21 protein-coding genes are annotated in these 23,195 nt (G+C 71.5%); 6 read left to right on the forward strand and 15 right to left on the reverse strand.

The features are described from left to right. Positions 1-81: 81 nt before the first annotated feature. The 15 genes from ACGFNI_RS06790 to ACGFNI_RS06860 form a co-directional block, all read right to left on the reverse strand. Positions 82-1,440 (reverse strand): LLM class flavin-dependent oxidoreductase, encoded by a 1,359-nt coding sequence (locus ACGFNI_RS06790; RefSeq protein WP_393681244.1) that lies wholly within the window; start codon positions 1,438-1,440, stop codon positions 82-84. Then, complete coding sequence (locus ACGFNI_RS06795; RefSeq protein ID WP_393681245.1) at positions 1,437-3,107, reverse strand: dipeptide ABC transporter ATP-binding protein; 1,671 nt, start codon at positions 3,105-3,107, stop codon at positions 1,437-1,439. The genes ACGFNI_RS06790 and ACGFNI_RS06795 overlap by 4 nt, the downstream gene beginning before the upstream one ends. After that, complete coding sequence (locus ACGFNI_RS06800) at positions 3,107-3,958, reverse strand: ABC transporter permease (protein WP_393681247.1); 852 nt, start codon at positions 3,956-3,958, stop codon at positions 3,107-3,109. The genes ACGFNI_RS06795 and ACGFNI_RS06800 overlap by 1 nt, the downstream gene beginning before the upstream one ends. Positions 3,959-3,961: 3 nt before the next feature. After that, a complete protein-coding gene (locus tag ACGFNI_RS06805; RefSeq protein WP_393681249.1) occupies positions 3,962-4,918 on the reverse strand; it encodes an ABC transporter permease in 957 nt (318 codons plus the stop codon). Then, the gene (locus ACGFNI_RS06810) at positions 4,915-6,564 is read right to left on the reverse strand and encodes an ABC transporter substrate-binding protein (RefSeq protein WP_393681251.1); all 1,650 of its coding nucleotides are present in this window, start codon (positions 6,562-6,564) and stop codon (positions 4,915-4,917) included. The genes ACGFNI_RS06805 and ACGFNI_RS06810 overlap by 4 nt, the downstream gene beginning before the upstream one ends. Before the next feature lie 66 nt (positions 6,565-6,630). Continuing rightward, entirely contained in the window at positions 6,631-7,806 is a 1,176-nt protein-coding gene (locus ACGFNI_RS06815) for an acyl-CoA dehydrogenase family protein (protein WP_393681253.1), read from the reverse strand. A 190-nt stretch (positions 7,807-7,996) separates the two neighbouring features. Next, a complete protein-coding gene (locus ACGFNI_RS06820) occupies positions 7,997-8,092 on the reverse strand; it encodes a putative leader peptide (protein WP_393681255.1) in 96 nt (31 codons plus the stop codon). Positions 8,093-8,310: 218 nt separating this feature from the next. Next, positions 8,311-9,183, reverse strand: a complete 873-nt coding sequence (locus tag ACGFNI_RS06825; RefSeq protein ID WP_393681256.1) for a YceI family protein — start codon at positions 9,181-9,183, stop codon at positions 8,311-8,313. Positions 9,184-9,548: 365 nt separating this feature from the next. Continuing rightward, entirely contained in the window at positions 9,549-10,505 is a 957-nt protein-coding gene (locus tag ACGFNI_RS06830) for a M48 family metalloprotease (RefSeq protein WP_393681257.1), read from the reverse strand. Between the two features lie 306 nt (positions 10,506-10,811). Continuing rightward, positions 10,812-11,318 carry a Pycsar system effector family protein gene (locus tag ACGFNI_RS06835; protein WP_393681259.1) on the reverse strand — a complete coding sequence of 169 codons (507 nt, stop codon included), beginning with the start codon at positions 11,316-11,318 and terminating at the stop codon, positions 10,812-10,814. Further along, positions 11,315-12,436 carry a PE-PGRS family protein gene (locus ACGFNI_RS06840; protein WP_393681261.1) on the reverse strand — a complete coding sequence of 374 codons (1,122 nt, stop codon included), beginning with the start codon at positions 12,434-12,436 and terminating at the stop codon, positions 11,315-11,317. Before ACGFNI_RS06840 ends, ACGFNI_RS06835 begins: the two co-directional genes overlap by 4 nt. A 70-nt stretch (positions 12,437-12,506) precedes the next feature. Continuing rightward, positions 12,507-14,621 carry a hypothetical protein gene (locus tag ACGFNI_RS06845; protein ID WP_393681263.1) on the reverse strand — a complete coding sequence of 705 codons (2,115 nt, stop codon included), beginning with the start codon at positions 14,619-14,621 and terminating at the stop codon, positions 12,507-12,509. After that, a complete protein-coding gene (locus tag ACGFNI_RS06850; protein WP_393681265.1) occupies positions 14,618-15,475 on the reverse strand; it encodes a hypothetical protein in 858 nt (285 codons plus the stop codon). The genes ACGFNI_RS06845 and ACGFNI_RS06850 overlap by 4 nt, the downstream gene beginning before the upstream one ends. Before the next feature lie 130 nt (positions 15,476-15,605). Next, positions 15,606-16,301, reverse strand: a complete 696-nt coding sequence (locus ACGFNI_RS06855; protein WP_393681266.1) for a Crp/Fnr family transcriptional regulator — start codon at positions 16,299-16,301, stop codon at positions 15,606-15,608. A gap of 350 nt (positions 16,302-16,651) precedes the next feature. Then, positions 16,652-17,074 carry a YjbQ family protein gene (locus tag ACGFNI_RS06860; protein WP_393681268.1) on the reverse strand — a complete coding sequence of 141 codons (423 nt, stop codon included), beginning with the start codon at positions 17,072-17,074 and terminating at the stop codon, positions 16,652-16,654. 133 nt (positions 17,075-17,207) lie between these two features. On the opposite strand from ACGFNI_RS06860, the gene ACGFNI_RS06865 reads away from it, so the two are divergent. The 6 genes from ACGFNI_RS06865 to ACGFNI_RS06890 all read left to right on the forward strand — a co-directional run bounded on the left by ACGFNI_RS06865 (position 17,208) and on the right by ACGFNI_RS06890 (position 22,949). Further along, positions 17,208-17,291, forward strand: a complete 84-nt coding sequence (locus ACGFNI_RS06865; RefSeq protein WP_372463791.1) for a putative leader peptide — start codon at positions 17,208-17,210, stop codon at positions 17,289-17,291. A 309-nt stretch (positions 17,292-17,600) separates the two neighbouring features. Continuing rightward, positions 17,601-18,500: an ABC transporter permease gene (locus ACGFNI_RS06870; RefSeq protein WP_393681270.1), complete on the forward strand. Its 900-nt coding sequence runs from the start codon at positions 17,601-17,603 to the stop codon at positions 18,498-18,500. Further along, on the forward strand, positions 18,473-19,264 hold the full coding sequence (locus ACGFNI_RS06875) for an ABC transporter ATP-binding protein (protein WP_393681272.1): 792 nt from the start codon (positions 18,473-18,475) through the stop codon (positions 19,262-19,264). The genes ACGFNI_RS06870 and ACGFNI_RS06875 overlap by 28 nt, the downstream gene beginning before the upstream one ends. A 73-nt stretch (positions 19,265-19,337) precedes the next feature. Next, positions 19,338-20,387 carry an ABC transporter substrate-binding protein gene (locus tag ACGFNI_RS06880; RefSeq protein WP_393681274.1) on the forward strand — a complete coding sequence of 350 codons (1,050 nt, stop codon included), beginning with the start codon at positions 19,338-19,340 and terminating at the stop codon, positions 20,385-20,387. A 1-nt stretch (position 20,388) separates the two neighbouring features. Beyond that, a complete protein-coding gene (locus tag ACGFNI_RS06885) occupies positions 20,389-21,582 on the forward strand; it encodes an LLM class flavin-dependent oxidoreductase (RefSeq protein ID WP_393681276.1) in 1,194 nt (397 codons plus the stop codon). A gap of 209 nt (positions 21,583-21,791) precedes the next feature. Then, the gene (locus ACGFNI_RS06890) at positions 21,792-22,949 is read left to right on the forward strand and encodes an NAD(P)-binding domain-containing protein (RefSeq protein ID WP_393681278.1); all 1,158 of its coding nucleotides are present in this window, start codon (positions 21,792-21,794) and stop codon (positions 22,947-22,949) included. Positions 22,950-23,195: the final 246 nt, after the last annotated feature.

The raw sequence follows: 23,195 nt of genomic DNA on the forward strand, positions 1-23,195 counted from the left end.
GAGACACCGTACACGGCGGTCCGGTCGACCGCACCACCTGGGGCGGCGGCGGACCACCCCCGACCGCAGCCGCCCGCGGCCTCACCCCCGCCGATATCGAGCCGCCGGATGCGTGCCGGGCAGCCGGTCCCCGCGCCCGAACAGTTTCTGGCGGAGCGTGCCTTCGGTGTACTCGGTCTTGAGCAGGCCGCGCTTTTGCAGCACCGGGGCCAGGTGGTCGGCGAAGTCCGTGAAGGAGCCGGGGGTGGTGACGTAGGAGAGGTTGATGCCGTCGATGCCCGCGCCGCGCCACTGCTCCAGTTCGTCGGCGATCTGTTCCGGTACGCCGGCCACCGGGCGGGTCCAGGCGCGTGCGCGCAGGGCCTCGCCGAATGTCCAGTTCTTGTCGGGTGCGCCCTCCACCAGGGAGCGCACGAAGCCCTGCACGCCGTTGGTGTCGATCTCGCCGACGGGGGCGTCGAAGTCGACCTGGGAAAGGTCGAGTTGGAGGGAGCCGGAGAGGTGGGCGGCGAAGCCGTCGAGGCTGGTGTTGTCGCGGTAGGCGGCCAGCTTGCGGGCGGCTTCCTCCTCGGTGGAGCCGATGATCAGGGTCAGGCCCTGGAAGAAGAGGATGTCGCCTGCGTCCCTGCCGTGCGCCACGGCTCGTGCGCGCACGTCGTCGACCTGTGCCCGCGCGCCCTCCGGTGAGATGGCGCCGAGGAAGACGGCCTCGGCGTTGCGGGCCGCGAACTCCCTGCCCCGTTCGGATGATCCGGCCTGGAAGAGCAGCGGGGTGCGCTGCGGTGACGGCTCGGAGAGGTGGGGGCCGTTGACGCGGTAGAAGCGGCCCTCGTGGTGGATGTCGTGGATGCGGTCGGGGTCCGCGTAGATGCCGCGCGCCCGGTCGCGTACGACGGCGTCCTCTTCCCAGCTGCCTTCGAGGAGCTGGTAGAGGACGTCGGTGTATTCCTCGGCACGGTCGTAGCGCTCGTCGTGCAGGGGCAGTCCGTCCAGGCCCAGGCCCTTGGCTGCGGACTCCAGGTAGGAGGTGACCACGTTCCAGGCGACGCGGCCCTTGGTGAGGTGGTCGAGGGTGGTCAGGCGGCGGGCGAAGTTGTAGGGGGGTTCCTGGAGGACGGACTGGGTGAAGGCGAGGCCCAGGTGTTCGGTGGCGTGGGCGATGGCCGCGACCAGCAGCGACGGGTCGTTGACGGGGACCTGGAGACCCTCGCGTACTGCCGTGTCGCGCCCGCCGCGGAACGTGTCGTAGGTGCCGATCACGTCGGCGAGGAACAGCGCGTCGAAGTGGCCGCGCTCCAGGGTGCGGGCCAGGTCCACCCAGGTGTCGAGGTCGGTGTAGGAGGTCTGGCGGGTGTCGTCGCGCACCCATTGGCCGTGGTTGATGTGCGAGACGCAGTTCATGGCGAAGGCGTTGAAGCGCAGCGGTGCGAGGTCGGTCATCGGGTGGCTCCGGAGGGGGTGAGGGGGCGTACGGCGTCCAGGAGGGCGCGGGTGTGGGGGTGGGCCGGGGCCGCGAACACGGCGGTGGCCGGGCCGGCTTCGACGATCCGGCCGCCCTGCATCACGAGCACGTCGTCGCTGACGTGCTGCACGACACCCAGGTCGTGCGAGATGAAGAGGTAGGCGAGGCCGAGGGTGTCCTGGAGTTCGGCGAGCAGGTCGAGTACCTGGGCCTGGACGGAGACGTCGAGTGCCGAGACGGGCTCGTCCAGGACGAGTATGGCGGGGCGGGGCGCCAACGCCCGTGCGAGGGCGGCACGTTGACGCTGGCCGCCGGACAGGTGCAGTGGGTGGCGGTCGAGGGTGTCGGCCGGGAGCCCGACCTGCGCGGCCAGTTCCCGGGCCCGGTCGGCCGCTTCGGCGGGTCCGGGTGTGGGGTGGCCGGGGCGGTGCAGGCGGACGGCGTCGGCCAGGGTGCGGCGTACCGTCCAGCGCGGGTCGAAGGCCGACAGGGGGTCCTGGTGGACGAGTTGGATGTGGTGGCGGCGGTGGCGGCGGGCTTTTTCGGCGGGCGCGCTCCACTCCTCGCCGTGCAGGGTGACGGTGCCGCTGTCGGGGCGGGTCAGGCCGAGGGCGATGCGGGCGGTGGTGGACTTGCCCGAGCCCGATTCGCCGACGATGCCCAGGGTGCGTCCGGCGGCGAGCGCGAAGGACACGTCCGCGACGGCCATCCTGCCCCGGTAGGTCTTGTGCAGTCCTTCGGCGGCCAGGACCACTCCGCTCGGCCGCTCTCCTTCCGGTGCGGGAAGAGTGGGGCGCGGCGTCGCGGAGAGCCGCGCGCCCTTGGGGTGCAGGGCCGGGTCGGCGGCCAACAGGTGCCGGGTGTAGGCGTGTTGCGGGTCCTGGAGGACGTGGCCGACGGGCCCCTCCTCGACGATCTCGCCGCCCCGCATGACCGCGACCCGGTCCGCGAGGCGCCGCACCACCGCCAGGTCGTGGGTGATGAACAGCAGGCCGCGCTCCCGGCTGCGGGCGGCGGCCAGCAGGTCGAGGATCTGCGCCTGCACCGTCGCGTCGAGTGCCGTCGTCGGCTCGTCGGCGATCAGGAGCGGCGGGTCGAGGGCGAGCGCGGAGGCGATCAGGGCCCGCTGGCGCAGGCCGCCGGAGAGTTCGTGCGGGTACTGGGCGGCCCGCAGCGCGGGGTCGGGCAGGGCGACCTGTTCCATCACCTCCCGCACCCGTGCGCGCCGCGCGTCGCGGTCGCCGTACCCGTGCAGTTTCAGGGCGTCCTCGATCTCCTTGCCGACCGGCCGCAGCGGGTCGAGCGAGACCAGGGCGTCCTGGAGGACGAAGCCGATGCCACGGCCGCGTATCCGCCGCAGGCGCCGTTCGCCCCAGGTGCGGATGGACTCGCCCTGCCACTCCAGGCGGTCGGCGCGCACCCGCGCCCCTGGCCCTGGCAGACCGACGAGGGTGCGGGCGGTGACGCTCTTGCCCGATCCCGACTCGCCGACCAGGGCGAGGGTCTCGCCGCGGCGCACGGTGAGCGAGACGCCGTGGACGACGGTGCGGGCGCCGAAGCCGACCGTGAGGTTCTCGGCGCGGATCAGCGGTACGGGCTGCGCGGGCGTCCCGGGCGGTGCGGTGGGCTCATCCGGTGCGGGCATCAGCTGCTCCTCGCGTCCAGCCAGGCTTGCAGGCGCCGGCCGAGAACGGTGGTGGACAGGGTGGTCAGGACGATGAACAGGCCGGGGAAGAACGAGGTCCACCAGGCGTACTGCAGGAAGGTGCGGCCGTCGGCGAGCATCGCGCCCCACTCGGCTGCGGGCGGCTGGGCGCCCAGGCCCAGGAAGGACAGGGACGAGGCCCACACCACGGACTGGCCGATGCCGAGCGTGGCGAGTGCCGCGAGCGGGCGCAGCACGTTCGGCAGGACGGTGCGGCGCACCACGCGCAGCGGCGGATGGCCCAGGCCGCGGGCCGCCTCGACGTAGCCGGAGCGGACCACGGTGGTGGCCTGGGCGCGGATCAGGCGGGCGTACCCCGCGGCCTCGCCGATGCCGACGGCGACGGCAGCGGTGACCGCGCCGGTGCCGAACACCGCGATGAACAGCAGCGCGAGCAGCAGCCCTGGGAAGGCGAAGAGCACTTCGAGTACCCGGCCGACCGCGAAGTCGGCGCGCCGGCCGCCGAGCGCCGCGGTCAGGCCGAGCGTGATGCCGAGGGTGAGGGAGATGGCGGTGGCGCCGAGGCCGATGAGCAGCGACTGTCCGGCGCCGTGGACGAGGCGGGTGTAGACGTCGCGGCCGTTCTGGTCGGTGCCGAACCAGTGGGCGGCGGAAGGTGGTTGGAAGAAGTCGGCCGGTCTGATGGCGTCGGGAGCGTAGGTGGTGAGCAGGCCAGGCGCGAGCGCGGCCAGCACGACGAGGGCGAGGAAGACCCCGGCGGCGATGAGGCCGGGGCGTATCCGGCGCACCCGCGGCTCGGCCTGCGCGGGGGCGGTCAGGGCGGTGGTCACGTGTCACAGCTCCCGTGGCGTGCGGATGCGCGGGTCGACCACCGCGTGGAGCAGGTCGACGGCGAGGTTGACGAGGACGTACACGGCGGCGATCAGCAGCACGATCCCGGTGACGAGGGGCAGGTCGCGGGCGAGTACGGCGTTGAGGAGCGCACGGCCGATGCCCTGGCGCGCGAACACCGACTCCACCACGACCTCGCTGGAGAACAGCGCGCCGACCGCCCAGCCCGACAGCGTCAGCGGGGGCAGCAGCGCGTGCCGCAGGGCGCGGCGAGCGCGCACCGCGGCGCTGCTCATGCCGCGCATCCGCGCCGAGGTGACGAACGGCTGCTCCAGCGCGGTCAGCAGGGCGCCGCGGGTGACCTGGCCGAGGTAGCCGGCGAGCGGTACGGCCAGGGTGAGGGCGGGCAGGACGAGCGCGGCGATGCCGGTACCGCCCGCGACGGGGAACCAGCCGAGCCGGAACGCGAACCCGTACAGCAGCACCACACCGAGCCAGAAGTGCGGCAGCCCCGCGGCCACCGTCTCCAGGCCGGAGCCGAGAGCGCGGGCCGGTGCGCTGCGGCCGGTCGACAGGAGGACCACGGCGCCGGCGAGCAGCCACGCGAACAGCAGGGCCAGCGCGGTCAGTTCGATGGTGGCCGGGAGCTGCTGGGTGATCACCCCGGCGACCGGTTCCTTCAGGGAGGTGGAGACGCCGAGGTCGCCGGTGACCAGCCGCCCGATGTGGTGCAGGTACTGCGCGTACAGCGGCTGGTCGAGTCCGTAGGCGTGGCGGGTGGCGGCGATGGTCTCAGGGGTGGGGTTGGCGCCCGAGCCGCCGCCGAGCAGGACGAGTACGGGGTCGCCGGGCACCAGGTGCAGGGCGAGGAAGGTCACGGTGGCCGCCGCCCACAGGACGAGGGCGGCGCCGGCGAGCCGGGCGCCGTAGCGGCGCAGGCGGGGGGCGGTGGCGGTCATCGGGTGTTCACCCACGCGTCATAGAGGTAGGGCAGGGACAGGGCGGGTTCGAGTGCCGCGCCGCGGGCGCTCGCGCGGTGCGCGGCGAGCCGGGTGGTCTGCGGGTAGAGGGTCAGCTGGTAGGCCCCCGCGGAGATCAGCCGCTGTGCCTTGCCGTACAGCCGCCGCTGCCCGGCGTCGTCGGTGGTGGCCTGCGCGGCGCGCAGCAGCCGGTCCAGGGCGGGGTCCTTGACGTAGGAGGCGTTGGAGTGGATGCCGTGGTGCACGGCGTACTCGCTGCCGAAGACGGTGTGCAGCACGTCCGGGGTGTTGGTGTTCCAGTAGCCGTCGCGCAGGTCGTAATCACCGGCGAGGTAGCGGGTGTTGACGGTGGCGGCGTCGAGCCTGAGCAGTTTCAGGTCGAAGCCGACGTCCTTGGCGGTGGCCTGGATCTGCTCCATCAGGGCCAGCTGGTTCGGGCTGATGTCGGACTTCAGCAGGACGTCGGCGGTGAGCCTGCGCCCCTTCCTGACGCGGTAGCCCGCGCCGTCCCGGTGACCCCAACCCGCCTTGTCCAACAGCGCGTTGGCCCGCTTCGCATCGTGCGGCCAGGCGTTCTCGTACCCGCTCGCGTAGTGCGGGGTGACGTAGCTGAGCGGGCCGCCCGCGCGCCGGTACTGGCCGAAGAAGACGCTCTTGAGGCCGTTGACGACGTCCGCCGAGTACAGGAAAGCCTCGCGCACCCGGCGGTCGTCGAAGGGGGGACGGGAGGTGTTCAGGGCGAGGTTCGTCGGGTTGCCTGGACGGTCGCGCACCACGACCTTCAGGCGGCCGTCGCGCTCCGCGGACGCCTGGTCCTCCGGCGGCAGCGCGTCGATCACGTCGGCCTGCCCCGACTGCACGGCGGCGAAGCGGGTCGCGGGCTCCGGGATGAACCGCCACACCACCTTGGCGACGTGGGCGGGCCCGGTGTGCCGGGCGTACGGGGGCGGGGAGTTGTAGTGCGGGTTGCGGACGAGTTCGACGTCGGACTGCCGGTGCCACTTCTTCACGATGAACGGCCCGGTGCCGACCGGGGCCGCGCAGTTCGCCTCCTTGCCGCGCTTCAGCGCCTTCGGGGACTCCATCCCGAGGAACGTCTGCGCGAGCATGCTGAGGAAGGGCGAGTAGGGGCGGTCCAGGTGGACGCGGGCGGTGAAGGCGTCGACGACCTCGGTTTTCTTGTAGGGGGCAAGGTAGCCGCCCGCCGTACCCGACTGGGTGGCGGGGTTCACCATGTGGTCGAGGTTGGCCTTCACGGCCGCCGCGTCGAAGCGGGTGCCGTCGGTGAACCGCACGTCGCGGCGCAGGTGGAAGGTGTACGTGCCGGCGTCATCGGAGACCTCCCACGAGGTGGCGAGCCACGGCCTGATCCGGCCGTGCGCGTCGATGGCCACCAGCGAGTCGAGGAACTGCTGCGCCACGTACGCCTGCGGCATGTCGCCCGACACGTGGGGGTCGAGGCAGGTCGGTTCGCGGTCGGTGGCGTAGGTGAGGGTGCCGCCGGGCGCGGGCCGCGCGCCGAGCGGTGCGGTGCTGACACCGCCGGCGCCGCATCCGGTGGCGAGGAGGGTCAGGGCGAGGGCCACCAGCGCGGTGGCGGCTCGCCTGCGGGACGGGGGCTTCACGGGCAACTCCGGGGAGGGGGCCGGGACGAGCGGCCGGAAGGCGGGACGAGGGGCGGAGCCTGGCGGTCAGAAGAAGCCGTTCAGCGGGGGCGGGGTGCCGTTGAGCAGCCAGTCGCCCGCCACCCTGGCCTTGTGTGCGACCGGGTTGTGCGAGGCGAGCGTGCGGGCGTTGCGCCAGTGCCGGTCGAGGTGGTGTTCGCGCAGCGTCGCCGAGGCGCCGCCGACGTCGTAGAGCCGCTCCCCCGCGTCCAACGCGGCGCGCGCCGCGACCACTTGCACCTGCGACACCTGCACCGCCGCGTCGTGCAGGGCATCGGGCAGACCCGCGACACCGTCCGTACCGCGCACCGCCAGGGCCTCGTCGAGCGCATCCGCCGCCCGCAGCACGGCGGCCTCGGCCGCATAGCCGAGCGCGGCGATCGAGCCGACGGTGTGCTGCACCAGCGGATCGTCCACGGCCCGTGCGACCCCGGCGTGCTGCACGGGCCGCGCCTTGTCCTGCGCGTACTCCACGGCATCGGCCACGGCCGCCTTGGCGATGCCGGTGTGCACGGCCGCCAAGTACAGCTGGTAGTACGGGCCCAGATGGGTACGGCGCTGCCGGGCCGTGGCATCGACGGCCACCTCGTCGGCGAAGGCCCGCACCTGCCGCAGCCGCGTGGTGCCGCTGGCGGTGGTCCGCTGGCCCAGCGCGTCCCAGTCGTCGGCCAGCTCCAGGCCCTCCCGGTCGCGCGGCAATACCACCCGGACCCGGCGCTCCTCGTCGTCCAGGGCGATCGCCACGACGTAGTCGGCGAAGAGCGAGCCGGTCGAGTAGAACTTGGTGCCGTCGACCCGGAAGTGCTCCCCGTCGGCCGTGATGCGGGTCCTGATCTCCCCGGGGTGTGCCGTGCCCCGCTCGGACGCCGCGTTGCCGAACAGCGCACCGCCCGCGACGAGCGGGAACCAGCGCTCCCGCTCGGTCTCGGTGCCCTGGCTGATCAGCAACTCCACGAATCCGAAGTGCGGGCGGAGCGCCTGCGCCACGTTGGAGTCGGCCTCGGCGAGGTCGACGACGGCACGGAACAACGCGGCGAGCGAACCACCGCGCCCGCCGTGCTCCACCGGCACCCGGAGCGCCCCCACCCCACTGTCCCGCACCAACTCCACACTCTTGTAAGGGAGTTCACGGCGCGCTTCGAGTGCGGCGGCGTCGGCGCGAAGGCGCGCGGACAGTTCGGGAGGGAGGGCGGACGAGGGCATGCGGGGGCCTCCGGGGGCGGTGAGCGGGCACCCGGGCAGCGCCGGGCCCGGCCGCGGACGCGGTCCGTACGGCATCGGACGGCCGTCGCGCGCGGGAAGGGGGAGGAAGAAGGGAGGAGAGAGGAGGGAGAAGCAGATCCGGAACGGGCGGCGCGGAGGCTACCGGCTACGCGCGCTGTCCACAGTGCGCTCAGGCCCGAACGGCCGCCGGGGTACAGACGGCACTGGAAACCCGCGACAGGTCGACGTGGCGACGCCGCGTGAGTTCCTGCCGTTCCTCGGTCATGCCGCCGATTGAATCAGCCCGACCGCCCCCGGTCGAGACGGCTTTGACGAAACGGCTATAGGGATTCCCTACCAGCCGCGCCCACGACCTGCGAAAACGAAAACGTTGGCAGGGAATCCCGCTCGCCCCGCCCGCCGGCGCCCCGGCCGCATATGACGTCGCCCCGCCTCCCCGGCCAGCTGCCGGAAAGGCGGGGCGCCCCTCTCACTCCCCGGCCGCTACTCCGGCCGAACCGCCTGAATATCCAGATCGATCCGGATCGTCGCGCCGATCGCGGCGATGCCTCTGGCCAGCATCTTGCGCCAGTCGAGGGTGAAGTCCTCGCGGTGCAGTTCGGTGACGGCGCGGCAGGCCGTGCGGGTCTCGCCCGCCATGCCCGTGCCGATGCCCAGGTAGCGGGTGTCCAGCTGGACGTTGCGGCTGACGCCGTGCAGGTGCAGCACGCCCTGCACCGCCCACCGGCTGCCGCCCTTGTGGACGAACTTGTCACCGGCGAACTGGAGGTAGGGGAAGCGGGCCACGTCCAGGAATTCCGCCGACCGCAGATGGTCGTCCCGCATCCGTACGCCGGTGTCCAGGCTCGCCGCGTCGATGGTCACCTCGACCCGGGAGTCCTGCATCCGCTCGCCGATCCACAGTCCGCCCTCGAAGGTGTTGAAGCGGCCGTAGATGTCGGCCAATCCGATGTGCCGGGCGGCGAAGCGGATGGCGGAGTGGTCGGGGTCGATCCGCCACTGGCCGGGCTCGGGCAGCGGGACCGCCGGTGCCAGTTCCAGCGTGACGGGGCGCTGCACGGTGCGCTCGCCCGCCACCACCTCGGCCTCGCACCGGACCGGGCTGAAGCCGTCGGACGTCACCACGAGCCGGTAGCCGCCGGGCGGCAGCGTCACGGTCAGCCGGCCGTTGGGATCGGTCAGGCCGTGCGTCACTTCCTGGCCGTGGGCGTCCCTGACCGAGATCCCCACGCCTGCCATCGCCAGCCCGACGGGATCGTTGACGCACAGATCCAGCGCGCCCGCGCCGCGCGGCAGGGAGGGCTGGGGGCTGTGCAGCGTACGGTCGCGCAGACGATGGAGGAAGGGGAGCGGCATGGCAGGACGGGGCCCATCGATTGTCTCGGTCCGGGGACGGACGGAGGCTGGCAGGATTGCGGATTGAAATCGCACGAAAATGGTGCGGAATCCCTTCTATCCTGTCACCGACGCATCGCCCAAATTGACCATCTGGTGTCAAGATCCATCCAAAGGTGATGTTTCTCGCACCACCGCGGTCCCCGCCCGGACGGCCTCAGTCATCCCAGGAAACTCAGCCGGACCTCGCGGTGCGGGTTGTCCTTGTTGGTGTCCGCCACACTCCGCTGGGACAATCAAACATGCCCCACACGCGTTGACTGAGCGGTACAGGGCCCGCGAGGGTGCGGCGGCAGCGCAGCCTCAGGATCCGACTTGGAGCAGATTCAGCGACCCTCCGGGTACGGCGCCAGGTGGTGCAGGCGCGTGTAGTAGTCGGGGTGCGAGGACAGGAGCTTGCCCGAAAGACTCCGCCTACGGCCGCGGGCGGCGGTTCCCGGGTCAATCTCAGCCGTCTTGCCGCACCCGGACAGAGCCGAAGTCGTCACATGCCCGCCCTCCCGTTCCTCCGCCTGCATCATGTGCAACACCTCGGCGAGCATCGGCCCGAAACCAGCCGCTACCGCATGGTGATCCGCCCTCAGTTCGGTCCGGCGGGTCACGGCGGCGAGGAGATAGGGGGCGGCCACAAGCGTCAGGGTGAGGAACCAGTATTCCCACGCGACCGCCAGCGCGATGGCGCCCACCGCCAGAAGCAGCGCTGCCGCCCAGAAGCTCAGGCGCCCACGGCCCACGACGGTGACGAGCCGGATCAGCCTCCGCACAGCGGCCCACGCAAACCGCCCCGGAACCGCATACCACTGCCCCAGGATCAGGGACCACGCGTGTCCACGGACGTGGTGCCCCAGCTCATGAGCAAGGACGGCGGCCAGCTGACCATCAGACAGGCGCTCCAGTGCAAACCGGGTGACGCCCACGATGTGCCCTGCCGCGGCCAGTGCGTTGAGGTGATCGCTGTCCTCGATCCACAGCTCGTAGGCACGGCCCTCTACACCCGTCCGCGCCGTCACTTCCCGCCACAGCGGTTCCAGCCGGTTCAATTCCTCGTGGGTGGGATGACGGAGGTTCAGCAAATGACGAGCCAGGGCTCTCTCGGTGGGCCGGTGAAACGCCATGGCACCTGAAGCGATCCAGAGCAGGATTCCCAACCAGCCCATGCCGGAGAACAGGAGGTGGAAGAGTGTCGCCACAATCACCAGGCCAGCGAGGAACGAGGGTAACTGCAGCAGCAGTTGACCCACGGCGGTGGCGTCTATGCTGCGCTGCCGCTTGGCGAGGTGCACACGCCCACGACGGCCAAGACCCTCGTGCGGCGCACGCTTCCCAGACCCGGACTGCTGTTCCGGCTTCCCGGCGGGGGGTGCGGCCACGGAAGGTGCCGCGCTGCCCGGGTACGGCGGTGGGGACGGAATCGTCTCGTCCGGGCTGCACGGGGACGGAAAAGGAACAGCAACCGGATAGGCCGGGGCTTCAGGCAGGGAAATGCGACCGGGGTGGGTGGAGTCGAAGGGAGTGGTCATGAGAGATTCCTGTCTCGGCATACGGTCGGATCGTGACGACGCGGTAAGGAGCAGGCCGCCGGTGTGCGTTCAGCCGACGAGCCGCGCGAGGGGAAGAAGCACCACGCCCGCGCAGTAGGCAGCCAGGCCGACGCGGATCCAGCGGTGTTTGGCGCCGACGATGCGGCTGTTCTGGGCCAGCGCCTCCAGCAATCCGTCGGTCTGATGTGCCGCGGTGACGGCGAGGGCCTCGGCAAGCCGCCCGTCCTCCGCGGCACGGCGGATGTCGTCGAAGTACGTCAAGGGCCGCCCCGGCGACCACCGGCTGGTGCCGTACCGGGGCAGGACGGCGAGCAGCAGGCATCCCAGTGCACCGGCCAGAGAGGCCATGGCCACCCACAACAGCACGCTCCCGGAGGCGGAGAGCCCGGATAGAGACCATCCGCGGGCAGCGAACAGACCACCGAGCAGACTCACCGTCATGCTCATGGCCCCCAGAAGCAGCGACGCCTTGCTGTCCGCACGAGCTGTCTCGGAGCGCAGCTCCGTGAGCAGACGGGCCCCCACCGTCGGAAATTGCACCCCACGACTGCTCATCGCCCCTCCTCGGCGCTGTCGGCGGACGATCCGCCCCACTGCTTGTGGAAACGCACCGGAGTGCCGGTGGGACCGGCCCAGGGCAGGGAGTCCGGTGTGGGGGGAGCAGAAGCGATACCGGGCAAGTTGCGTGCGAGGAGCCCCTCCAGGATCTCCACAGCCTGCTTGTTCAGCCCCGCTCGCTGGTAGTCCTCAAGATTCCCTTCCTTCAGAACCTGCAGGGCGGTCTCGGACTGGCTCCGGATCAGCTCCAGTTGGTCCCTTTGCAGGTTCTCCATGACCAACCGGGAATCCTCGGGGTGCTGTGCCAGGTGCAGGGCCCACATCGCCACACCACCGTGCTGGAGGTAGTACTCGTAATAGTGGACCTTCTTCGCCTCCAGCTCCCTGACTTCCTCATCCTGGCGGCCCTGCAGCATGGCCAGTTCGTGATCGTGCCGGGCCTGCTCCGCATTCCGCTCCGCGCTGAGCCGGTCCTCCCGCATCGCCACGTCGTGCGACAGTCCCAGCTGTTCGTCGCTGTACCGGATCCGGCGGAGCTCACGCTGGTGGCCGATCGCCTCGTCATCCAGCCTGAGCCGCACGGCGTACGACGTGCGCAACCCCGCTTCGGCACCCAACTCGCCCGCCCTGGCGAGCACGTGATAAACGGCACGTTCGGCCTCCGCGCTCCGGTCGAGCGGAAAGCCACGGCTCACCGGGTACATCAGCTGCTCCAGCCGGCGCCTCAGGAGACCGGGCACGTCCCGTTCCCCGGAGGCCACGAACTGTTGCGGCCAGGAGACCTGCCAGGTCAGCTCCACCTCGGCGGTGAAGTCGAAGGCATCGTTGTCGCTGGGCAGCGGTAGGGACACGGTGCAGGCGTGCACCCCCATGTCGACTTCGTAGACCGCGGTGTACCGCCTCGCTGTAAACAGGGAGCGCGCCGGACGGTCGGGCGGCAGGTAGACCTCGAACTCCCCTTTGTCCGTGGTGAAGACCAGCGCGTTGTCGATCCGGCAGTAACCCCTGTGGTGGCCGAACCGGGACAACTGACGCACGGTCAATACGGGGTCGATCAGTTCGCTGTGCCGGTCTGCGCCCTGGTCCCAGTCGGGCTCGCGACGGAGGTCCGCCATGGTTGCTCTCTCCTCACTGAGTGGTGTTCCGGAACTTCGCAGCCCGTGGCCGCAGACGAGAAGCGGCGCCTCACAGCACGCCCCGCAGACGGTCGGCGACCGCGGGTGGCGCCCCCGTACCGCCGCGGCCGCCGCGCAGTGTCACGAGCATGTGATCGAGGCGCTTGCGATCCTCATCGGAGACCACCAGCGCCGGAAGGAGCATCGCCAGCTCCCGCTCGGCCCGCGGATCACCGTCCGCCTCGAGGGCCCAGCCGGCCAGCGCCTTCAACGCATCTGCCGTGTACCGCAGATCGCCCAGGGCGATCTGCCACATCAGGGACAGCTGCCGCGCGTCCTCGGCCTGGCCCGCCGAGGCGGCCTCCGCGTACCACCGCAGCATCAGCCGGCTCTCGGCGCGTGTGCAGGCCAGGACGAAAGCGTGCAGTGCCAGTTGGCGGCCGGAAGGCCCGTCCTGAAGGATGTCGAGCAGGCCGCGCAGCACCCGGCCACGCACCGGCGCCGATTCGTCGCTCAGCAGCAGCGCGGCGGACTCGGCGATATGCTGCGCCTCCTGCTCGTCGTCCCCAGTACGAGCGGCTTCCGCCAGCGCTTTCAGCGCTTCGTCGGGCATCCTGGCGCCCACCAGGGCGTAGGCCCGGATGGCTGTCCAGCGAAGCCGTGGTCCGGCTTCCTCGTCGCACCACGAGCGGAGGATCTGCGGGATGTTCGGGGCACCGACGGCATATGCCGTCGCGAGAGCGTTGGCGGCGACGAGGCAGTCGCGGTAGAGCTTCGACTTCGCCCAGCCCTCGATAAGCAGTGCCATCGCCGACGGCAGGTCGGTCTGGGCGAGCACCGCGGCGGTCACCGCCGCGCGGGTACGCACCAGTGGACGGCCGTCCTGCGCGAGCTTCCGGAGCCACGCGAGCAGTGCGGGCCGCGCGGAGGGGTGGCTTGTCCAGACCTCGCGAAGGACCTCGCCAGAGGCTCTGGGTTCCTGGAAGCGGGCCATGCGCTGGAACACGGGGCCCCACTCGGTGTGCTCCTCCTTCCGGTACTCGACCGCTCGGGCCAGGCGCAGGCGTTTGGTGATGGACGTCCCGAAGATGCCGACCCGGGGCTGCCTCCCGGCGTCCTCGGTTCTCTGGAACTCCGCCCACAGGGTGTCGCTGAGCTCCGCGGTCAGAGCGTAGGCGGCCTCGTCGAACGCCGCCAGGGAGATGAGGAACGCCTTGTCCCGCAGAAGGGTTTCATCGTCCCCGAACCATGCCCTGACCTGCTCCCGGACCAGCTCCGGGCCGATGTTCGCCAACTTCTCCCGGGAGACCGTGCCGTCCGCATGTCCGGCAAGGGCTTTCGCGAACTGCGCTGCCTCCCGCAGTTGGTGGTCGTCCCTCTCGAGGAACTCCCGGGAGAGGTCCAGCGCCAGCAGCTCGCGCTCTCTCGGCGGATCGTCCACCAAGGCGTGCAGATGTGACCGGAGCACGGCCTGGGGCGACGGCGGCTGCCACCGGACGGGTTCGACACCCCGCAGGGTCGCGAACAGGTCGACGGTGATGACCAGATAGGCACCCTTGTCCCGGAGAACGTCCCGCACGGCCCACAGATCGATGTCGCGCAGCGGGTTCTCCCTGCCCGTCACCAGATCGCTGACGAGGTAGCCGTGCTGATCGCCGTTGACCTCGTCCTTCAGCGCGGTCGGGCGGATGTTGGGGTCGACGGCGCGTACAGACACGGCATCCAGCGAGCGCAGCAGCATCAGGGCCGCGCTGCGGCGGCCGGAGAAGGGCGCGCCGTACAGCACGAGGACCCTCTTCTCACGTAGCCGCTCGCGCAGGGGGTGCACGAGTTCCTCGTATCCGGCGAACTCCAGGGCGAGCTGGTCGAGTTCGGCCGGGGGAATGTTTCCGGAGGTGTGGGTGGCGGCACCGAAGCGGTAGTGGTGCTCCACCTTCGTGCCGAGGACGACGTCGCCTCCTACACTGCCCCCGCTGACCCCTGTCTGATCACCGCCAACCAGGCTGCCGCCGACGGCGGACGGTACGTGTTCGTACAGGTCGCGCCGAGCCGCCCAGGGGTCCTGCGGGCGGTCGCCCTCCTCTTCAACATGCTCGTCGTTCGTCTGCTCATGCTTGCCGCCCGCCGGGTCGGTGTCGTCCTGGGGGCGGTCCGGTGGCTTGTCACCGGGCTGCTGCTCGCTCATGCCTGCTCACTCCGGCCCTCGTGCCGGACCGTGCCCATGACCACGTCGCCCGTGACGTGGCCGCCGCTGACCCCGGTCTGATCGCCGTTGACCTGACTGCCGCCGACCGACACCGTTCCGCCATTGAAGGCGAATGCCGCCCCACTGCTCGCGGGCGCCGCGGCAGGCAGCGCCGAGGCCCGCCCAGTGGCGCCCTCGTGTGTACTCCTGCCGCCGCTTCCGACGGACCCGGGCTCCGGTGCGGGGGCGGTGGTGCCGTACGGCAGCGAACCGTGCAGCCACAGGTCGAGCCGGTCCTTCTTCACGGACACCGCCGCGTGGTGGAACTCCTCCGGGCGCAGTCCGCGGTGTCCGTGGCGAACCACACCTTCGTAGACGGGGGACGACACTCCCAGCACACAGTCCGCTTCTCGCTGCGCGAGCGCTTCGCGCAGGGCGTCGGCGTCGAGCAGCCGGCAGGACTGGTTGAGGTCATGGCCGACGAGCCCGCCGACCGTGCCCTGCTTCGGGTCTAAGGCGACTTCACCTGCGGCGAGTACCATCCGCAGCCGCATCTGCGCGCTGCTCGATGCCAGCCGGTTGTACTGGCACAACGCATCCGGGATGGTCGTCAGCAGGGCCCGGAGCAGCACCGTTTTCGGGATGTCGGCACTGACCAGCACGATCAGACCGTCGCCGCGGTCCTCTCGGTACTGCATGTTCCGCTCGACACCCGCCGCGGCCAGGGTGTCCTCCACCACGTTGTGCAGTTCCCGGCGCAGGAAGGCCTGCACCACATTGTCCCGTCGGCTGAAGTCCTCGATGTCCAGCAGCAGAATGGTGCGGTTGACGGGTTCTGTCAGACCCAGGCTCATGGGTGCCTCTCGGACTGTCGGGCTCGGTCCGGAGCACTATCTCGTGGGGGTCTGACAATGGAGAAGGAACAGTTGCACACAGCGTCTGTAACCGATGACACACAACTCGCCCCGGCTGCACGGCCGTCGGCTATTCGCCGCCACCCATCCGGCGCAGCTGGTCCGGGCGGATGATGACCAGTCCCCTGCGGCCGGTCCGGACAACGTTGCGTTCCCTCAGTTCCTTCAGAAGTCTGGCCACCGCCTCGCGAGAGGCTCCGACCGCGCCTGCTAGCTCGTGCTGGCTGAGACCGCTGGTCAGGCGCACTCCCTCCGCGTCCTGCACCCCGTGTGTGCGCGACAGCTCCAGGAGCAGGAGCGACAGCCGCTCACGGACTCCGAGTGCGCCTTGCTCCACGCGTCGCCGGTCGCTGGCCTGTGTCCGGTCTCCGGTAAGGGTGAGCAGTTGGAGGGACGAGGCCGGGAATTCCGCGAGATGGCCCAGGAACCGGTCGCGCTCGATCGTGACGGCCTCGACCTTCCCGAGCGCGGTGACCGTCGCAGAGCGCGGGCGGCCACTGGCGGCGGATGCCTCCCCGACGACATCGCCGGGGCCCCGCAGGGCAAGCAGCGCCTCGTAACCATTGGCTGTGGAGCGGGTGACCTTGGTCCAGCCGACGAGAATGATCACCACGTGGGTGGACGGTTCGTCCTGACGGACCAGTACGGACCGCGGGCCGCACTTCATGGGCCGGCCCAGCTCCAGCAGCGCGACACGTTCCTGGTGTTCCAACCGGGCCAGGAAGGGGACCTGGTCGTCGAGCCTGCCGCTTCGCGACGGTGCCACGGGTCTGGACGACGCGGAAACAGGTGATGGTCCCTGCTGCCCGGACACTGGGCCGACCACGCCGTCGGATTCCACCCGCACTCCCCCAAGGCTAGTTCGCTCCATGGTATTTCAACGAAGCCTTCCCCTCGTGCTGTGCATCCAGCCTATGACGCACGGCCCCGAGCACTCAGGTTGCGCGCTTCCTCCGGGTGCCGCCACAGCTCTACACGTGGGAAGGCGTGACACCTCCGGCATCGGCCCCACCGAACGAACCGGCGTGGCGGGCGCCCGGCCCTGCAACTCTGTCTCCCGGGAGCGTGCGAGGGCCGGCACCCGGACCAGGCCCGGCAGGGACGACCGGCTCAAGGTCAACCCAAGAAGCTCAACCGCACCTGACGGTCCGGGTTATCGCGATTCGTGTCGACGAGGCACACGGACTGCCACGTCCCCAGGGCCATCCGCCCGGCGATGACCGGCAGGGTCGCGTGCGGCGGGACGAGCGCCGGGAGGACGTGGTCGCGGCCGTGGCCGGGGCTGCCGTGGCGGTGCTGCCAGCGGTCGTCGGCGGGCAGCAGGTCGTGCAGGGCGGACAGCAGGTCGTCGTCGCTGCCCGCGCCGGTCTCCAGGATGGCGATGCCGGCGGTGGCGTGCGGGACGAAGAGGTTGAGGAGGCCGTCGCCGCCGTGTGCGGCCTCCTGGAGGAAGGCGTCGCAATCGGCTGTCAGGTCGGCGACGGTCTCCGTCGAGCCGGTGGTGACGTCGAGGGTGCGCGTGATGAATGTGGTGCTCATGTGCCCATCTTCGTACGGCGGCTGGTGCCGGGGCCGCAGTCTCGGGGCCGCGTCCGCCATACGCCCGCAACAAAGGTCCACCTGCCGAGACGGCGATTGACCCTCATCTCGGCGCCCCGCTACGTTCGGCGGCATGTCTACGTCAGCCCAGCTCACGACGCGTGGTCACATCGACCTGCTGCGAGTGGCCTCCGCCACCTGTCGCCGCGGCTGCTGACGCTTTCCCTGCCCGAGGCGTCCTCTTTCTGAGGGCTTGCGGCTCTTGTCTCCCTGCCGGGCACGTGGCCCGCGTTTCGCGTTCCCCGTTCCGCGTTCCATAGCGCGTTGTTCCCCCGTGCGTGTCCGCCGCACGTACCCGAGCGGCCGGGTCCGACGTGCGCGTGCGGTTCCGGCACGGGCCCTGCCGGTGGCCCTTCCGGTGGCCCTGCCAGTGGCCCTTTCCGGTGCGCGCCGGTCAACTGCGGTTCCGCGCCCGCCCCTTCCCTCTTCCTCCCCCTCCCCCGTCCCTCCCCTCCGTGGAGTTCCGATGAGTCTCGATCAGGCCGTGGCCGGTCAGGTGCCACCCGATACGTCCGCCGGGGCCGCGGCGCTCGCCGAGGAAGGCGCGTCCGCGGGGCCACCTCCCGAGCTGTCGCGTGTGGTGCCGGTGTCCGGGCGGCGGCGGTCCGTGCCGCGGTGGCTGCGCCGTACGGTCGGCCCCGTGGCGCTGCTGGCGCTGTGGCAGGTGCTCAGTGCGAGCGGCGTGCTGCACGAGGACATCCTGGCGTCGCCCGGCACCATCGCCGCCACCGGAGCGGGGCTGATCTCGGACGGGACGCTGCCGTCGGCGATGGTGGTGTCGCTGCAACGGGTCGCCGTGGGGCTGCTGTTGGGCGGGGTGGCAGGTGTCGCGCTGGCGCTGGCTTCCGGGCTTTCGCGGCTCGGCGAGGATCTGGTGGACGCGACCGTGCAGATGCTGCGGTCGATCCCCTGGGTGGGCATGATCCCGCTGTTCATCGTCTGGCTGGGGATCGGCGAGGCACCGAAGATCGCGCTGATCGCGCTGGGGGTGGCCTTCCACCTGTATCTGAACGTCTATGCCGGAATCCGGGGCGTGGACGCGCAGTTGGTCGAGGCCGGCACCTCGCTCGGGCTGAGCCGCTGGGGGCTGATCCGGCACGTGGTGCTGCCGGGCGCGCTGCCCGGTGCCATGACCGGGCTGCGCTACTCGCTGGCCACCGCCTGGCTGGCGCTGGTCTTCGGGGAGCAGGTCAACGCCGATGACGGCCTCGGCTTCCTGATGAACCAGGCCAGGGAGTTCTTCCGCACCGACGTGATCGTGGTCTGCCTGGTGGTCTACGCGATCCTCGGCCTGCTCGCCGATTTCCTCGTCCGCACCCTCGAAAGGCTGCTGCTGCAATGGCGACCGACATTCACCGGACGGTGACCCCCGAGACGGCCGACGGGGCCGGTGCGGCCGTGCGGGTCGCCGGCCTGGTGCGGGCGTTCGACGGCCGGGCCGTCATCGACGACCTCGAACTGACGCTGCGGCCCGGCGAGTTCGTGGCGCTGCTCGGACGCAGCGGCTGCGGCAAGTCGACGCTGCTGCGGGTGCTGGCCGGCCTCGACCGGGAGATCGACGGCGAGGTGCTGGTGCCGCGCCGTAAGGCCGTGGCCTTCCAGGCGCCTCGGCTGATGCCCTGGAAGCGGGTGTGGCGCAATGTCCTGCTGGGGCTGCCGGGACGGCCCGAGCGGGCCACGGCCGTGGCGGCGCTGGAGGAGGTCGGGCTCGGGCACCGCGCCGACGCCTGGCCCAAGACGCTCTCCGGCGGTGAGGCCCAGCGCGCCTCGCTGGCCCGCGCGCTGGTGCGGGAGCCGGATCTGCTGCTGCTCGACGAGCCGTTCGGCGCGCTGGACGCGCTGACCCGGATCAAGGCCCAGCGGCTGGTGGCCGACCTGTGGCAGCAGCGGGGCTGTGCGGTGCTGCTGGTGACGCACGACGTCGACGAGGCGCTGCTGCTCGCCGATCGCGCGCTGGTGATGGAGGACGGCCGGATCGCGTACGAGACGGCGGTGGACCTGCCGCGCCCGCGCGACATCGCCGACCCGGGGTTCACGGCGCTGCGGGCCCGGCTCCTGGACCGGCTCGGAGTGGCGGGCACCGAGGAGAAGGCACAGGTGGCGACGGCCGCTCCGGCCGGCGCGCACTGACCGCACGGCCGCGCGGCCGGTGCGCGGGGAACACACCGCCTCGCACCCACACGAGAAGAGAAACGGAACGTCGATGAGATCACGACCACGGCACCTCGCGCCGGCCCTGCTGTTCCCGCTCGCCCTGCTGCTGGCCGCCTGCGATGGCGCGGCGGGGGCCGGCGGCTCGGCGGGCGGCACCGGAAGCGGAACCGACGGAAAGGGGTCGCTGACCCTCAACGTCGGTGACCAGAAAGGCGGTTCGGAGGCCGTGCTGCGGGCCGCGGGGGAGCTGGACGACCTCACCTACAAGATCAAGTGGTCCACCTTCACCTCGGGGCCGCCGCTGCTTGAGGCGGTGAACGCCGGGGCCGTCGACATCGGCGCGGTGGGCAATACGCCGCCGGTGTTCGCGGCGGCGGCGAAGTCGAAGATCAAGGTGGTCGCCGGGGCGCACAGCAGGGCGGACGGCGACGCGGTCCTGGTGAAGAAGGACTCGCCGCTGCACCGTGCCGCCCAGCTCAAGGGGAAGTCGATCGCGGTCGCGCAGGGCAGTTCCGCGCACTACCAACTCCTCGCCCAGCTGCGGAAGTCCGGGCTCTCCCCCAAGGACGTCACGCTCAGCTACCTCCAGCCGGCCGACGCGCTGGCCGCGTTCACCCGCGGCAAGGTGGACGCCTGGGCGGTGTGGGATCCGTACACCTCGCAGGCGCTGGAGCAGGCCGACGCGCGGGTGCTGGCGAGCGGGCAGGGTGTGGTCAACGGTCTGGGCTTCCAGGTCGCCGCGCCCGCCGCGCTGAACGACAAGAAGAAGTCGGCGGCGGTCAAGGACTACATCCAGCGGCTGCGCCGGGCCCAGGACTGGGTGCACGCACACCCGGCCGCCTGGGCCGAGGTCTGGGCGAAGGAGACCGGACTGCCGAAGGACGTGGCGCTCGCCGCGGTCAAACGCACCCGGGGCACGGCGGTGCAGGTGGCCGTGGACAAGGACGCAATCGCCTCGGAACAGAAGATCGTCGACACCTTCGCCGCGTTCCACCTCATCCCCCGCTCCTTCGACTTCGGCGCGTTCGTCGACCCGCGCTTCAACGGTGGCCTGCCGCCGTCCGGCACCGAGCCGCGCACCTATGGAAAGGCCCACTGACATGTCCGTACACCTGCACTGGTTCCTGCCGACCGGCGGCGACGGGCGCACCCTCGTCGACCGGCACGCCTACACCGACGGCGGTGTCCGGCGCGACCGCATCACACCGGTGCGCGGGGTGCGCGGCCCCGACATCGAGTATCTGGCCCAAATCGCCAAGGCCGCCGAGCAGTTGGGCTTCGAGGCGGTGCTCACGCCGACCGGGACGTGGTGCGAGGACGCCTGGCTGACGACGACGGCGCTGACCCAGGTCACCGAGCGGCTGAAGTTCCTGGTGGCCTTCAGGCCCGGGGTGATCTCACCGGTGCTGGCCGCGCAGATGGCCGCGACGTACCAGCGTCTCTCGCGCGGGCGGCTGCTGCTGAACGTGGTCACCGGCGGCGACTCGACCGAGCAGAAGCGGTTCGGCGATCACCTCGACCACGACCGGCGGTACGCCCGTACCGATGAGTTCCTCCAGGTCGTGCGGGGGGTGTGGGGCGGTGCGCCGTTCGACTTCCAGGGGGAGCACTATCAGGTCGAGGGCGGCCTGACGGCGCTGCCGCCCGATCCGCTGCCGCAGATCTTCTTCGGCGGCTCGTCGGCGGCTGCCGGGCCGGTCGCCGCGCGGAACGTGGATGTGTACCTGACCTGGGGCGAGCCGCCCGAGCAGGTCAGGCAGAAGATCGACTGGATTCGCGGTCTCGCGGAGCGGGAAGGGCGCACGGTCCGGTTCGGCATCCGGCTGCACACCATCTCCCGGGACACGTCGAAGGAGGCGTGGGCGAATGCCGACCGGCTGCTCGGCGATCTCGACCCGGACACCGTCGCGGCGGCCCAACAGGCCCTGGGCAAGAGCGAGTCGGTGGGCCAGCAGCGGATGCTGGCGCTGCACGGCGGGTCGCGCGACAAGCTGGAGATCTCGCCCAACCTGTGGGCCGGGGTGGGTCTGGTGCGCGGCGGCGCGGGCACCGCGCTGGTCGGCAGCCACGCGCAGGTCGCGGACCGGATCGAGGAGTACCACGCCCTGGGCATCGAGCACTTCGTACTGTCCGGCTATCCGCACCTGGAGGAGGCGTACTGGTTCGGCGAGGGCGTACGGCCCGAGCTGGCGGCGCGCGGCCTGCTCGACGCCGGCCCGGACGGCGCGCAGGGCGGCGGCCTGCCCGCGTCCGCGTCCGGCGGGGCTCCGCTGCTGGTGGCCGGCGGGCGCTGAGGGCCTGCGTCCTGACCCCGGCCGGATCAGCGCACGTCGGCCGGGGTCAGGACACAGCCTCCGACCTCCGGGTCCTGCGCCCCGGGAGCGGCGCCGGGCCCGGCGTCCGGGCCGCCCCGTCCGGCGGCGCCGGAGCCCGCGGCCGTCATGCCCCCACCATGACGGTCGCGGGCGGGAAGACCTGACCGCCCTCCCGAGTTAGTAGAAACATGAACTACAGCGGAGGGCGTCCCGACGACGCGGCGCGCGAGATCGAAGTCGCCGTGATCGGCGCCGGGCAGGCCGGCCTGGCCGCCGCCTTCCACCTGCGGCGGGCCGGCTACGTACCGGACCGCGACGTCGTGGTGCTCGACCACGCGCCGCGCCCCGGCGGCGCCTGGCAGTTCCGCTGGCCCACCCTGACCTACGACAAGGTCCACGGCATGCACGCGCTGCCGGGCATGGAGCTGACCGGAGCGGATCCCGCGCGGCCCTCGTCGGAAGTGATCGGCGCGTACTTCGACCGCTACGAGCGGGCCTTCGGACTGCGGGTGCACCGGCCGGCGGACGTCGCGGCGGTGCGTGAGGGGGCGGGCGGCCGATTGCGCGTCGAGAGCTCCGACGGGACGTACGCGCCCCGGGCGCTGATCAACGCGACCGGCACCTGGGACCGGCCGTTCCTGCCGCGCGTCCCCGGACAGGAGACCTTCGCCGGACGGCAGCTGCACAGCGCGCAGTACCCCGGCCCCGAGGCGTTCCGCGGACAGCGGGTCATCGTCGTCGGCGGCGGGACGTCGGCGGTCCAGCAGCTGCTGGAGATCGCGCCGGTCGCGGCGGCCACGACCTGGGTGACCAGACGCCCGCCGGTCTTCCGCGACGGCCCGCTCGGTGAGGAGCAGGGCCGGGCCGCGGTCGCGCGGGTCGAGGAGCGGGTGCGCGAGGGCCTGCCGCCGCAGAGCGTGGTGAGCGTGACGGGCCTGCCGATGACGGAGGCGATGCGGCAGGCCCGTGCGCGCGGCGTACTGGAGCGGCTGCCGATGTTCGCGCGCGTCACTCCCGGCGGGGTGGTCTGGGCGGACGGGCGGTCGGCCGACGCCGACGTTCTGCTGTACGCGACGGGCTTCCGCGCGGCGATCGGCCACCTCGCGCCGCTGCGGCTGCGCGAGGCGGGCGGCGGCATCCGCCTGGCCGGCACCCGCGTGGTGCGTGACCCGCGGATCCATCTCGTCGGCTACGGGCCGTCGGCGAGCACGATCGGCGCCAACCGGGCGGGCCGGGCCGCGGTCCGCGATCTGCGGCGGCTGCTGGGTCCAGCCGACGAGCCGGGGCCCGGCACTCCCGCATGGGAACACACGAACGCGGGATCGAGTGTTCGCCAGAAAGCGTGATCGATGCCAAAAGGGGTTTCCAGGGCACCTCGCGCCGGGTGATGCTTACGGGGCGCAAGCGACGGACTGCAGAACGTCACAGCGCCTCCGGTCGACATCCCTTGCTGGGCCGGAGAGTTGGTCCCACATTGCACATTCGCACAAGGAGAAACACACCCCATGGACATCCTCACCAACCTGCTTGCCGGCGTCCTCCACTTCGTGGGTTGGCTCGTCTGACGGACCGTGCTCCACGGCGCCGCTCCT

It is taken from the genome of Streptomyces sp. NPDC048644 (genome assembly GCF_043199105.1).
GTDB lineage: Bacteria > Actinomycetota > Actinomycetes > Streptomycetales > Streptomycetaceae > Streptomyces.